Annotated in this window: 9 protein-coding genes, 1 tRNA gene and 1 pseudogene; 7 read left to right on the plus strand and 4 right to left on the minus strand. The window is 64.2% G+C overall.

Features of this window, described 5'->3' with window-relative positions; all coding sequences use genetic code 11:
- Both B3T59_RS11695 and B3T59_RS11700 read left to right on the plus strand, forming a co-directional pair.
- Window positions 1–277 (plus strand): hypothetical protein (locus B3T59_RS11695; RefSeq protein WP_287003477.1); only part of this gene is annotated, 277 nt, incomplete at its 5' end.
- A 141-nt stretch (window positions 278–418) separates the two neighbouring features.
- Window positions 419–1,984 (plus strand): HNH endonuclease signature motif containing protein, encoded by a 1,566-nt coding sequence (locus tag B3T59_RS11700; RefSeq protein WP_005203634.1) that lies wholly within the window; start codon window positions 419–421, stop codon window positions 1,982–1,984.
- A 92-nt stretch (window positions 1,985–2,076) separates the two neighbouring features.
- Here the strand turns inward: B3T59_RS11700 and B3T59_RS11705 are convergent.
- The 3 genes from B3T59_RS11705 to B3T59_RS11715 all read right to left on the minus strand — a co-directional run bounded on the left by B3T59_RS11705 (window position 2,077) and on the right by B3T59_RS11715 (window position 6,735).
- Window positions 2,077–2,150, minus strand: a tRNA-Met gene (locus B3T59_RS11705).
- 117 nt (window positions 2,151–2,267) lie between these two features.
- On the minus strand, window positions 2,268–3,515 hold the full coding sequence (locus B3T59_RS11710) for an MCE family protein (protein ID WP_005203636.1): 1,248 nt from the start codon (window positions 3,513–3,515) through the stop codon (window positions 2,268–2,270).
- Between the two features lie 244 nt (window positions 3,516–3,759).
- On the minus strand, window positions 3,760–6,735 hold the full coding sequence (locus tag B3T59_RS11715) for a UPF0182 family protein (protein WP_005203637.1): 2,976 nt from the start codon (window positions 6,733–6,735) through the stop codon (window positions 3,760–3,762).
- A gap of 213 nt (window positions 6,736–6,948) precedes the next feature.
- Here B3T59_RS11715 and B3T59_RS11720 point away from each other — a divergent pair, with 213 nt between their 5' ends.
- Entirely contained in the window at window positions 6,949–7,545 is a 597-nt protein-coding gene (locus B3T59_RS11720; protein WP_039854808.1) for a PPA1309 family protein, read from the plus strand.
- Window positions 7,546–7,548: 3 nt separating this feature from the next.
- Here the strand turns inward: B3T59_RS11720 and B3T59_RS11725 are convergent, their stop codons facing one another.
- Window positions 7,549–8,586 (minus strand): YlbL family protein, encoded by a 1,038-nt coding sequence (locus B3T59_RS11725; RefSeq protein ID WP_005203639.1) that lies wholly within the window; start codon window positions 8,584–8,586, stop codon window positions 7,549–7,551.
- Between the two features lie 179 nt (window positions 8,587–8,765).
- Here B3T59_RS11725 and B3T59_RS11730 point away from each other — a divergent pair, with 179 nt between their 5' ends.
- The 4 genes and pseudogenes from B3T59_RS11730 to B3T59_RS11745 form a co-directional block, all read left to right on the plus strand.
- The gene (locus B3T59_RS11730) at window positions 8,766–10,253 is read left to right on the plus strand and encodes a zinc-dependent metalloprotease (protein ID WP_287003479.1); all 1,488 of its coding nucleotides are present in this window, start codon (window positions 8,766–8,768) and stop codon (window positions 10,251–10,253) included.
- Window positions 10,254–10,350: 97 nt separating this feature from the next.
- Entirely contained in the window at window positions 10,351–11,277 is a 927-nt protein-coding gene (locus B3T59_RS11735; RefSeq protein ID WP_005203641.1) for a hypothetical protein, read from the plus strand.
- Between the two features lie 67 nt (window positions 11,278–11,344).
- Window positions 11,345–12,661, plus strand: coding sequence for an ABC1 kinase family protein (locus B3T59_RS11740; RefSeq protein WP_005203642.1), 1,317 nt, complete (start codon window positions 11,345–11,347; stop codon window positions 12,659–12,661).
- 99 nt (window positions 12,662–12,760) lie between these two features.
- Window positions 12,761–12,977, plus strand: a pseudogene (locus tag B3T59_RS11745) (HNH endonuclease); the annotation flags it as partial.

Here is a 12,977-nt window from a genome sequence, read left to right on the forward strand (position 1 = left end):
CGCGGCGTCGGCCACCGATGCGAACTCGACTGTTGCTCAGCAACAGTCGTCCGACGGGTCGACGTGGTGGAAGGTCATCGCCGTCGTCAGCCTGGTGATCGCCGCCGCCGCGGTATTTGCCGTCGCGGCGCTGTGGCGCCGGTTGGGCGGGAACAACACGCCGAGAAGCGAAAGTTCGACCGCGCCAGAGAGTTCCGGCGACTCAGAGGCTCTAGCGAAGACAGAGACCGCAGAGCACGCGGGCGTCGGGTCGAAGGCCGCCGCCGACCATCGGTGATCGGCGGGCGGGGCGCGAGGTGCGCCGAAAAAAGTTGTCCACAAATTCCTCCAGCCCGGCCGCTGCCGTGCCGGATTTGTCGGTACTCCTTCGTACACTTGTGCCCATAGGTTCGATCGCCGCGGAGGGGAGGTTATTCAGATGTCCAGTGTGTTGACGTTCACCGATCCGGATGCCGACGCCGCCACGATCAGATCCATGTCGCGAGAGGAGCTCACCGAGACGGGCCGGGAGTTGTTGCGCGAGTCCCGCAAGCACGAGGCTCGGACGGTCCTTGCGGGCGCGGCTCTGGCTGAGCGGGTGTATCGCGAGCACCTCGCCGGTCGGTCCGAGACCAGTGTGTGGGGTTCGGTGATCGAGCATGCAGAGAAACTCGGACGAGCCGAAGTCTCTCTGCAATTCGGTGTCTCTCGAAGCAAGGCCGGGAGTTGGGTGACGTTGGCGGATCTCCTCGAGAAATTCCCGCTCATCCGCGCCGGCTATCTGAACGGCGACTACTCCACCAACCGGGCCTCGATCATGGCGCGCGCTGCCCAACGTGGTGGAGACATCGATCCCGACTGCATCGAGGGTGATGACTCGGAGATGTCGTTCGAAGAGATCGTCTTGGACTATGGGGCCCGCGCCACCACCGACCCGGTGCTGTCCCAACAGCTCGACGCCGCGTTGATCTCGATGAGTCCCGACAGTGTCACCGAGGAACGCGACACCATCGCCGAGTTGGTGGGTGACGTCACCATCACCGCGGAGGTTGCGGGCCACTCCAACCTGGATGCGGTCATCCCCGCTCACTATGGGGTGTTCCTCAAATCGCAGATCGACGCGCTGATCGATGAACGCACCTGCCGCAAAGATCCCCGTCGGCTCGGGCCACTGCGAGTGATCGCGCTCGGCGAGATCACCGGCGTACCGGGAGCGCACCTCACCTGCGACTGCGGCCTCGACACCTGCCCAGCACGGAACGCCCTGCTGCCTGAGCCCGCCGACGATGACATTCCTGAAGCCCGGGACGTCGAGACTTCCAGTGCGCCGGAACCTTGCGACGCACACCAACGTGTCGAACCCGCCGACGCGGTGGAGCCCGTCGCCGAACCCGAGGCTCCCGACCCGACCGATCCCCACACCCCAACTGAGGCACCGGTCCCGTTCGGACGAGCCATGGTGATGCCCGATGCACCCGTGCTGACAGTGCTCACGGACCCCGACGGTGTGCTTGTACCCCGGTTACAGGGATACGGGCCGATCGACCCCACCTATGCGATCACCCTCGCCGACGTCGCGAAGACCATTCACTACCCCGAATCCGTACGTGCCGCCGGACCACTCATCCCGCTGATCTCCGACCGACCCCAGGCACCACCGGCCGATCCGACCGGACACGGTTCTCACACCGTGCCACCACCTGGGGCATTGACCTATGCACCCAGCGCCACGTTGCGCGCCGAGGTGCTCGCCAATGACGCCTGGTGCCGATACCCGTTCTGCGGCATGCCCTCTCACCTGTGCGACCTCGACCACTGGCGACCCTTCAACCACACCGACCCCGAGGCCGGCGGCTGGACGGTACTCGACGACCTCATCCCACTGTGCCGGGCCGATCACCAGCGGAAACATCTTGGAGAGTGGGTTCCGACGCTCCACACCGACCGAAGAGTGGAATGGCGAAGCCGGCGCAGCGGCCAGGTGATCGTCACCTACCCGCGGTGACATGGTTTCGCGATGAGCGGGAACCGCACTGGCACCAATGAATCCGGCCCCGCCGGGACGATGTTCCTCGTCCCGGCGGGGCCGGTTCTTAGTAGCGGGGACAGGATTTGAACCTGCGACCTCTGGGTTATGAGCCCAGCGAGCTACCGAGCTGCTCCACCCCGCGTTGGTGAACACCACGTTACAGGTGCGTTCGACGCAGATGCAAATCCATTGCGCCAGCCGGTCTGACCTGCGGCGATGCGTCGAAAAGTGGCTTCGGCGAGCGTCGTGGTGACCGACGTCACGACGACCGCACGCCCATCAGGCCCGCGAGTTGCTGCGCGAGCGGATTGAGGTTGAGCTTGTCGGGGTCCTTCTTCGGCGTCGAGTCCCACGGCTGCGGGATGTCGGGGTTGGCGGTTGAAACTCGTTGTGCGCCACGGACGGCCGTCGGGTTACCGAAGGGCGCTGTGCAGTGCGCCTCTGTGTTGAACGGGAACTCGTCGTAGTTGATGTCGAAGGTCGGCTTCTCACGTCGAACCCGCGCGAGCATCGCGTCGGTCGACTCATAGCCCTGCGTGCACGCCGGCGGGTTATTGGTCTCCAGCACCACACCGAAGTGGATCTGACCGTCACCCGGCGCCGTCGTATGCCCCTGTGCCGACAGCAGACTGAGCATCGCGAAGGTATTGCCGATGTTGTAGCCGGCGGGCTCGATGGTGCGGGCCACCTCAGAGAGTTGACCGACCACCTTGCCGATATCGCCACCGTTGCGCTGGATGAGTGTGGAGATCTGCGTGGCCGAGGTCGTTCCCGTTGTCAGCAGCCTGCGCAGATCGGGATCCGACGACGCGAGCGTCGCGGTGATCAGATCAAGGCTGCGCGACCACGCCAGGATCTGATCCGACTGCGCCTCTTGCGTCGCGAGAACGGAGTCCGCCGAATTGATCAGCGAGATCGCCTGCGGCAGTGAGTCAACCCCGGCGCGCGAGAGCTTCCCCAGCGAGTCGACGAGCCGCGTGAGGTTATCCGCCTGCCCGTTGAACGCCGCGCCGAGCTGGGTGATCACGGTGTGCAGATCGTCGATCGGAATCGACGAGGTGAAGTCGAGCGCCGACGACACGACGTCCTCGATCGGCGGCGGGACAGAGGTCTTCGTGATGACCGATCCGTCGTGCAGGTACGGCCCGGAACCCGACTGCGGCCGTAGATCGATGTACTGCTCACCGATGGCCGACCGATTCGCCACCACGGCAACCGAATTCGCGGGAATGTCGGGTCCGGAAGATTCGAGAATCAACGGGACAGTCACCCCGTCCGACCTGAGCGTCAGTGTGCCGACACGACCGACGGGCACGCCCATGTAGGTGACCTCGGCGTTGGTGAAGATGCCACCGGAATCCGGCAGATGAGCGTCGACCGTGTAGATCCCCACGCCGACAACACGATTGAGATGCACATAGCGGATGCCCGCGAAGATCGACACCACAAGTCCGGCGATGATCAGCACAGCGATCTGGATTCGAGCGAGCCGACTCAGCGGTGGCATCTTCCCCGACCTCCCCAACGAACAATCAGCACCCGGCTAATCGAGCACTCGCGATTGTCACATTAGCCATCGTCATCGAAGATCCTTGCATCGTGAACGATCGATGTGACGGTCCCGTGAACCACGGCTTTCAGTGCGCCAGAGCACATTTCGGCTCCCAATGAGATCGGCGAGACAAGACCCCACAACGACGCTCGGCGCCGGACCGCTATGGTCCGACGCCGAGAGTCACCGTTGCTCGAGGTCAGTTGCCAGAGGGCAGCGCCTCGTAATTCTGCACAGCCTTGTTCAGCCGGTCGAGCGCCTGCCCGTACGCGGTGAAGTCGCCCTTGCTCTGCGCATCCTTGAGCTGGCCGAGTGCAGCACCGATCTCCTTCACCGCGGCGTCACGCTGCGGAGACGACGGCCCCTGCTGGCTCGGTTGTGTCGGCTGCGCGATCGGCTGTTGACCGTTGTCGCCCACGTCGACCGGCCCGTTTTCGGGTGTCGTCGCCTGGGCGGGTGAAATACCCACCTGCTTGAGCGCCTCGGCAACCGTCGCCGCGTAGCCGACACGAGCCTCGTCGCTGGCGGCGTTGTAGTAGACCAGCACGCGGTAGAGCTTCGGTATCGCGGAGTCGTCGGTCTTCGACTGCGTGTACATCGGCTCCATGTAGAGCACGCCGTTCTGCCCCACCGGAAGGGTGAGCAGATTGCCGTAGGTGACCTTGGTGGTGTCCTCGACCTGTTTTCGGTCGGATGCCACGGGTCCTGCGCTCTTCATGTTCTCTTGCGCCTGCTGCGGTCCGACGGTCTGCTTGGTCGTCGGCAGCGTCTTGACGGTGATCTTGCCGTAGTCGTCGGGGTCCGACGACGCCGTCATGTACGCCGAGAGGAATCGGCTGTTGAAGCCGTTCATCACCGTCGTCAACTGGAACTCCGCCTGCGGCCCGCGCGGCGATGCCGCGGTGAAGTAGTACGGCGGCTGACTCAGACCCTGCTGCGTCGCGTCGTCCTTCGTCGGATCATTCGGGATCGACCAGAAATCGTTGCTGCGGAAGAACGTTCCCGGGTCCGACACGTGATAGCGCGACAACAGCGCGCGCTGGATCTTGAACAGATCCTCGGGATAGCGCACGTGCTGTTTGAGGTCTTTCTGCTTGTCGAACTCGCTGCGCGGCTTGACCGTTCCTGGGAAGACCTTCATCCAGGTCTTGAGCACGGGGTCGTTCTGGTCGACCTCGTACAGGGTCACCTTGCCGGTGTAGGCGTCGACAGTCGCCTTCACCGAGTTGCGCACGTACGACACCTGCTTGTTGACCTGCGTCCGGCCCGTCTGTCCGCGGTTGAGCTCCTGGGCGTCGGTCGTCGCATCCTGCAGCGACGTCTTCTGCGCGTACGGATATGTCGCAAGGGTGGTGTAGCCGTCGACGATCCACTTGATCGATCCGTCGGCCATCACCGACGGATAGGTCTTGGAGTCGACGGTCAGCCACGGAGCGACCTTCTTCACGCGGTCCCGCGGATCACGGTTGTAGATGATCTTCGAGTTGGAGTTGATCGCATTCGACAGCAGGATGTTGCGCTCGGTGTACTTGACCGAATACAGCATCCGGTTGAACCAGTTGCCAAGCGAGACACCCGAATCGGCACTGTAGGTGTAGTTCTTGCCGTCGAGGTCGTATTCGCGGTCGCCTTCTGTCGAGCCGACGATCGCATAGTCGGGATCGACCTTGGCGATCAGCTCACCGAAGTAGATACGCGGCTGGCTGACCTTGATCGGAGCGTTGGCCTTGTAGTTCTCGGTCTGGTAGTTCTCCAGGTCGCTCACCGCGAAGACCGGCAGGCCACCGCGATCACTCTCGGCATCCGACGACGCTTCGTCGACGGTGTTCGCCTGCGCAGCAATGAATCCGTTGCCGTGCGTGAACACCGTGTGCTTGTTGATCCAGTTCTGCTGGTTGGCGTCGAACTTGCTGGGATCGAGTTCGCGTGCGGCCACGATGAAATCGCGCTGCTGACCGTCGACGTTGTAACGGTCGACGGCGAGCTGCGTCGGAAATCCGTAGAAGTTCTTGAGCTTCTGACGCTGGGTGAACGCGGGCTCGATCACGTTCGGATCGAGGATGCGGATATTCGACAGCGTGGCGCTGTCGTTGTTGACCGCGACAGGATCTGCCTGTTGCTGTGTCCAATTACGTTGATATTCGACGTTGGTGCCGTCGACAAGGCCATATGCCTGTTTCGTGGCGTCCATGTTGCGTTGGATGTATTCGAGTTCTTTTTGGGCCGCGTTCGGCTTGACCGAGAACTGCTCCATCGCCAGCGGCCACCCGACGCCCATGACGAGCGCGGTGAACAACATCAGCACGGTCGCGAGCGCAGGGACACGCAGATCCCGCATCACCGCGCCCGCAAAGAACGCGACGGCACAGATGATCGCGACGACCATGAGGATCAGTTTCGACGGCAACACCGCGTTGATATCGGTGTAGCTTGCGCCGGTGAAGATCTCCTGTTTGCGCTGACTCGACAACAGCGAATACCGATCGAGCCAGTACGACACCGCCTTGAGCAACAAGAAGGTTCCCGCGAGAACAGCCAACTGAATACGGGCGGCATTGGTGATCGAGTTGCCGCCACTGCCGAGACGAATGCCGCCGAACAGGTAGTGCGTGATCAGGCTCGCGAAGAACGAGATCACCACGACAACGAACAGGATGTTGAGCACGAACCGATAGAACGGGAGGTCGAAGGCGTAGAACCCGACGTCGAGGCCGAATTGCGGGTCGCGTTGCCCGAACTCGGTTCCGTGAAGGAAGGTCTGCACCGTGGCCCACGACCCCTGCGCGACGAGCGCGAAGACCAGCCCGATGAGAATCGGCGGAATGATCGCGTACCAGCGGATGTGGCCCATGATCGACGCCCGGTACCGCGCCAACGGATCATTCGGGCCGCTCGCGGGCACGAAAACCGGGCGCGACCGATAGGCCAGCGCAACGGCACCGAAGATCAGACCACCCGCGACGATCCCGACGATGAAGAACAACGCGATGCGTGTCCAGACGATCGTCGAGAACACCTCGGTGTATCCGACGTCGGACATCCACAGCCAGTCGGTGATGATGCTGACGAGCCGTGGCCCCACCAACAGCACCACGAGGATGGCCACACCCACCCCGATGGCGATCTTGCTCTTGCGCGACAGTGTCGGCATGCCCGCCGGCCCGCGTACGCCCACTAACCCACTCTCCCAGTGCCATCGTTCTCAGTGCGATCGGTGTTCTCAGCACGATCATTGCAGGGCGTACCCGGTTCGGTCATTTCGGACATCTCCGGGGCTGCCGCACCTCTCAGCGCGATCGTGGCATTCACTGTACTGTCCCCGCACGGGTGCCACTGGATCCCGTGGTCCCGGTACGTCGTCGTAGCGCAGCAGGCAGTATTGACAGCCATGACCGACGAGTTCTCCCCCGACGATCTCGGCCGCGCATTGCACGACGTGCTCGATCACGTCGAACTCGGCGGGTGGGGTCAACCGCCGCAGGTGTTCGCGCTCGTGCCGACGAGTCTGATCGCCGCGCAGAATCCTGGGCTCGTCGACGAGGACGACGACTCTGCGCTGAGCCCCGTCGCGCAGGAGCCACTCGAGGTCGCCGCGGGCGACGAACCCTACGCGCAGCTCGAGGAGTTCTTGGCGACGGCGACGTGGAGCCCGCCGGTGGAAGGTGTGGCGCTGGTCCTGGAGATCGTCGTTTTGCCTCCGGATGCCGAAGGTGACCTGGACTCCGCTTTCGAACCACTCCTCGGCGATCCGGCCGCAAGCGAGTCCGCAGCGCGCGCCGCGGCCCGCAGACACCCGTCGGCGCGCACGGCACGCCTGGCGGTCGGCGCACTGCGTGGGGGAAAGACGCTGTCGTTGATGCGGCTGCAGCCCACTCCGGACGACAATCCCGATGCTCCGATGGAACTGCTCACGCATCCAGAACTGGCGTCGACGCTGCAGTCGGCCCTGGCTGCCACGCTCGACGACCGCGGACCACAGGGCTAGAACTCAGCAGTGAGGCGCATCCTTGCCTGCGCGCACGTCGTCGAGTGCAGAGAGCGCGGAGTCGAGTGAGTTCACCTTGACCAGTTGCAGTCCGTCGGGAGCGTCGGACTTGGCCTCGGTGCAGTTGCGTTCCGGCACGAGGAAGACATTTGCTCCGGCTTCACGGGCGGCGCGGGTCTTGTGCGTGATGCCGCCGATGGGGCCGACCTGGCCGTCGTCGGCGATCGTTCCGGTGCCCGCGATGAACTTGCCGCCGGTCAGCTCGCCGGTTGAGAGGCGGTCGATCACCGCGAGTGTCAGCATCAGACCGGCTGACGGGCCGCCGATGTCGCCGACGTTGTAGGTGATCTTCAGGTTGGGGTCGGCGTTGACCACATCCGGCGTGAGTCCGATGTAGGCGACGTCGTTGTCGTCGGGGCGAGCGGCCGCGGTGACCGTGACGGTCTGCTTGGTGCCCGCGCGATCGATCTCGATCGGGATCTGCGCACCCGGCTTCTGTTTACGCACAGCCGACTGCACGTCCTCCGACGTCGACACCGCTGCCCCACCGACCGACAGGATCTGATCGCCCTGACGCAACACCTTCGACGACGGTCCGTCTGCGGCGACGGAGTCGACGATCAGCTTGGTCGGACGGTTGAGGTGGCGCAGCGCGGCGGCCGTCGCGGTGCTCTCCGACCCGGACATCTGCTGCTGGTTCTGTTCCTGAACCTGCTGCGTCGTCTGGTCGGGCGGGAAGATCTGCTCACGGGGCTGCACGGTGTAGCGGCCGGAGACCCACAGGCGGATCGAATCGAACAGGGTGAGGCCGTCATTGACCGACACGGTGGTGAGGTTGAGGTTTCCGGTCGTCGGATCGACGGGGGTACCGGTGATGTCGACGACGGGCTTGTCGTCGAGCTTGCCCAGCGTGTTGACGGTCGGTCCTGGTCCGAGCGCCACGAAGGGCACCTGCACGGTTGTGCCGACGACAATGAGGATGAGAAGGAGCAGCGTCGTCACTGCGATGGTGGCGATTCGGCGGGAATGCTGCCGCACCATCGTTGCGGGACCTGTCATTCCGCCCACCATAATCGACGCCGCGAGGGGCACTTGCACGCAGGCGCGAGCGGGCACGATTGAGTCGACGTCGCGCAGCGTCGAAGATCATGAGCGAACTACGCTCAAGGCGAACGTCGTGCAGGTCACCCATGGTCGACTCGGACGGTACCGTGGAACACATGAGTGATTTGCCCTTCGGTTTCTCCCCGTCCGGCGACGGTGACGACAACAACCGCGACAAGAACCGCGACGACAAGGGCAGTGGTGCGTCCGGCAGCGGCTCTGGTGGCGGGGATTCCGCGCAGAACCCCTTCGGCTTCGCGCTCGGTGGTGAGTCCCTCGATCCTGCTGCGCTCGGCCAGGTGTTCAGCCAGCTCGGGAGCATGCTCAGCGGGATGGGTTCTGGCACCTTCGGCTTCGGTGGTCAGGGGAAGGGATCGGGGCCGGTCAACTACGACCTCGCGTCGAACCTCGCCCGCCAACAGATCGGCAACTTCACCCCTGTCTTGGAGCGGGAGACCAACGCCGTCACCGACGCGGTTCGTCTCGCCGACGTCTGGCTCGACGACGCGACCACACTGCCAAGTGGTGTCAGCAAGTCTGTCGCGTGGACTCCGGTGCAGTGGCTGGAAGAGACCATGCCGACATGGAAGCGCCTCTGCGATCCCGTCGCCCAACAGCTTTCGCGTACCTGGGAGCAGAACCTGCCTCCCGAGGCAGCGCAGTTCGCTGGTCCGATGATGGGCATGTTGACCCAGATGAGCGGCATGGCCTTCGGCACCCAGCTCGGGCAGGGACTCGGCCAACTCGCCAAGGAGGTTCTGACCTCCACAGATATCGGTCTGCCGCTCGCACCCGAGGGTGAGGCAGTGCTGCTGCCCGAGGCGATCGCGGCGTTCGCCGAGGGACTCGAGCAGCCGGCACAGGAGATCGTCGTCTTCCTCGCCGCGCGTGAGGCAGCACATCTGCGCCTCTTCACGCATGTGCCGTGGCTGCGTCAGCGACTGTTCGCGACGGTCGAGGAGTACGCGCGTGGCATCACCGTCGATTTCAGTGGAATCACCGACCTCACCGCGAATATCGATCCGGCGCAGTTGTTCTCCGATCCGTCGAAGCTCGAAGAGCTGATGAGTTCGTCGGCGTCCTTCGAGCCCACAACGACTCCCGAGCAGAAGGCTGCGCTGAGCAGGCTCGAGACGCTACTCGCACTCGTCGAGGGTTGGGTGGAACAGGTTGTGTCACAGGCACTTTCTGATCGCATCCCGAGCACCGCCGCGCTCACCGAGACCATGCGTCGACGTCGCGCGTCCGGCGGTCCTGCCGAGCAGACGTTCGCGACGCTCGTCGGACTCGAGCTGCGTCCCCGCAAGGTCCGCGAGGCGTCGACCCTGTGGCGTCAGCTCGCCGAGGCCAGCGACATCAACAACCGCGACGGCGTCTGGGCGCATCCCGACCTCATGCCCGATGCCGACGACCTCGACAATCCCGCGGGCTTCATCGATCGCGTCATCGGCGGCGACGTGGGTGGCATCGACGAGGCAATCGCCGAGCTCGAGCGCACGCTCGCCGAAGAGGCAGCGAAAGACTCCGACGACAAGCCCGAGTCCGACGGCGAACGCGGTGAGGACAAGAAGGACGACGGCAAGAAGGACGACGGCGACGCCTGACGGCGACATCTGTGCATAAAGGTCGACGCACTGCGGCGGCTGTGGATAACGTCGCGCTCATCGGCGCGAGCCACGATTCTGCTGGCAGAGTTGCCGCATGGCGCGACGTGCACGTGAACTGCTGACATCGACGGCAGTCGCAGTTGAGTTGGATGAGTCTCTGCCGGTTGTCATTCCGGGCACCGTCGTGGTCATCCGGCCTGGCAATCGGCTGCAGATCGGTAGCGGCCCCGACAGCGGCATCGTGGTCGAACTCGACCGCGACGTGTCGGCACGCCAACTCGCGGATCTACTCGTGACGCTCGAGAGCCCTCAGCGAATGTCCGACGTCGCAGGCGAACTCGCGACAACCGGCCTGACTCCTGACGACCTGACCACCCTGCTCGAGCACATGGTCGCGGCCGGCCGTGCGCTGCACGGACTGGCCTCGCCACGTCGTATCGACGAGCGCCTGCGCCGCATCCGCGTCCACGGCTCAGGCCCATTGGGTTCACATCTCGCGACGTCGCTGGCCGACGCCGGGTTCTCCGTGACCCGATCGAGCGGACGGCCATCGCCCGAGCATCCGGTGTCGGGATGGCCGACGGATCTGGTGGTGCTCACCGACTATCTCGTACACGACACGATGCTCGTCTCCGGTCTCATGGACGCGGGAAAGCCTCATCTGCAGGTGCGGATGCGTGATGGGGTCGGGATCGTCGGACCCCTGGTTTTGCCGCGACTCACGAGCTGTCTGTCGTGCATCGATCTGCATCGCGCCGACCGCGATCCCGAGTGGCCGATCGTCTCGGCTCAGTTGGTGCGCGTCGCGGGTCACGGACGGCCGGCCACGGTCCGGGCGACCGCCGCCCTCGCCCACGAACACATCGAGCAACTGTCCGTGGCGATCTGCGCGCCCCAGAGCGCGCGACAACCCGAGCTGTTCGGGCGCACCGTCGAACTCCATTCCGAGCCGACTCGGATCGTCACGAAGACATGGGTTCCACATCCGCTGTGCAGGTGCCGATACGACGCCGCCGGATAACTCCAGGAGTGATGGCTGAGGCCGATCCTCAGGTCGGTCCTCTATCCTGTGATGGGGAAAGGACACCATGACCGACATCACACGCGGGCAGCATCGTCGCAACGCTCGGCTCGCGACGCTACCGATCGGTATGGCAGGTCGGGCGGCCGCGGGCCTCGGCAAACGCATGGTCGGAAAAGACAAGGACGAGGTCAACCAGGAACTCTTGGAGAAGGCCGCCGACCAACTGTTCTCGGTGCTCGGCGAGCTCAAGGGCGGCGCGATGAAAGTCGGCCAGGCCATGTCCATCATGGAGGCCGCGATTCCCGACGAGCTCGGCGAACCCTTCCGTGAAGCGCTCACCAAACTGCAGGCCGAGGCTCCCCCGCTACCCGCGCCGAAGGTCCACAAGGTTCTCGACCAACAACTCGGCACCAAATGGCGTCAGCGCTTCCGCGAGTTCTCCGACGAGCCCGCGGCGTCGGCAAGCATCGGTCAGGTCCACAAGGGCATCTGGTCCGACGGCCGGGAGGTCGCCGTCAAGGTGCAGTACCCCGGCGCCGACCACGCATTGAAAGCCGACCTCAAGACGTTGTCGAGGATGTCGGGGCTGCTGCAGAAGCTCTCGCCCGGTACGGACGTCAAGGCGATGATGGACGAACTCATCGACCGCACCGAGGCCGAGCTCGACTATCTCGGCGAGGCCGATAATCAGCGCGCCTTCGCGAAGGCATTCGACGGCGACTCCGATTTCGTCATCCCCAAGGTCATCGCGAGCGCACCCAAGGTGGTCGTGTCGGAGTGGCTCGACGGCACGCCGCTCTCGAAAATCATCACCTCCGGCGATCAGGCCACCCGTAACGAGGCCGCCGCACGCATGGCGACGTTCGAGGTGAGCTCACCGTTCCGTGTCGGACTTCTGCACGGCGATCCGCATCCGGGCAATTTCTTCATCACCGACGACGGTCGCTTCGGCGTACTCGACTTCGGCGCCGTCGGCCACTACCCCAACGGACTGCCTCCGGAAACCGGTCCCATCCTGCGGCTCGCTCGGGACAAGCAGTACGACGAGCTGACCGAAGAGATGATCAAGGCAGGCTTCATCCTGCGGTCCCGCGCCGACCGGGTCAGCCCCACCGACATCGAGGCCTACCTGAAGCCTTACGTCGACCCGCTCTACACCGAGTCATTCCACTTCACCCGTAAGTGGCTCCAACGCGCCGCGGGTAAGGCAACCGACGTGCGCGGCGATGTGTACAAGACGTCGCGAAACCTCAACGTGCCCAAGCAGTATGTGATGGTGTTCCGTGTCCTCGCGGGCTGCGTCGGCATCGCCTCGCAACTCGACGCCGAGGCCCCCTACCGGGCGATCATGGAGAAGTGGGTGCCGGGGCTCGCCGACTGAGTTCTCCGCTCTCCACGCTGTCCGAATTGTCGTACCCACCCTGTAGCGTTGTTGTCAGATCGAACACACAAGCGATCACCAACAACACGGCAAAAAGGGGTGGCCATTACCGACATCATCGACGACCACACCCCGACGTCACCGTTCCCGCATTCGCCACTGTCGTTCACCGCCGACGACATCGACACGATCAGTCACCTCTCCGGTGTCGAACTCAACGACGTCGCCCGCACCACCCAACGCCTCGCACGCCAAGCCGAAGCACGCACCGCACTTCTCGCCTATCGCATCGGCGAATCGATCGCCGACGACATGC

It is taken from the genome of Gordonia sp. UBA7860 (genome assembly GCF_002500165.1).
GTDB classification, from domain to species: Bacteria; Actinomycetota; Actinomycetes; order Mycobacteriales; family Mycobacteriaceae; genus Gordonia; species Gordonia sputi.

What these genes read in the sequence shown, in the direction of transcription:
- B3T59_RS11700 (WP_005203634.1), top strand. Translation starts at nt 419, where the DNA reads ATGTCCAGTGTGTTGACGTTCACCGATCCGGATGCCGACGCCGCCACG.
- B3T59_RS11710 (WP_005203636.1), bottom strand. Translation starts at nt 3,515, where the DNA reads ATGCCACCGCTGAGTCGGCTCGCTCGAATCCAGATCGCTGTGCTGATC.
- B3T59_RS11720 (WP_039854808.1), top strand. Translation starts at nt 6,949, where the DNA reads ATGACCGACGAGTTCTCCCCCGACGATCTCGGCCGCGCATTGCACGAC.
- B3T59_RS11725 (WP_005203639.1), bottom strand. Translation starts at nt 8,586, where the DNA reads ATGGTGCGGCAGCATTCCCGCCGAATCGCCACCATCGCAGTGACGACG.
- B3T59_RS11730 (WP_287003479.1), top strand. Translation starts at nt 8,766, where the DNA reads ATGAGTGATTTGCCCTTCGGTTTCTCCCCGTCCGGCGACGGTGACGAC.
- B3T59_RS11735 (WP_005203641.1), top strand. Translation starts at nt 10,351, where the DNA reads ATGGCGCGACGTGCACGTGAACTGCTGACATCGACGGCAGTCGCAGTT.
- B3T59_RS11740 (WP_005203642.1), top strand. Translation starts at nt 11,345, where the DNA reads ATGACCGACATCACACGCGGGCAGCATCGTCGCAACGCTCGGCTCGCG.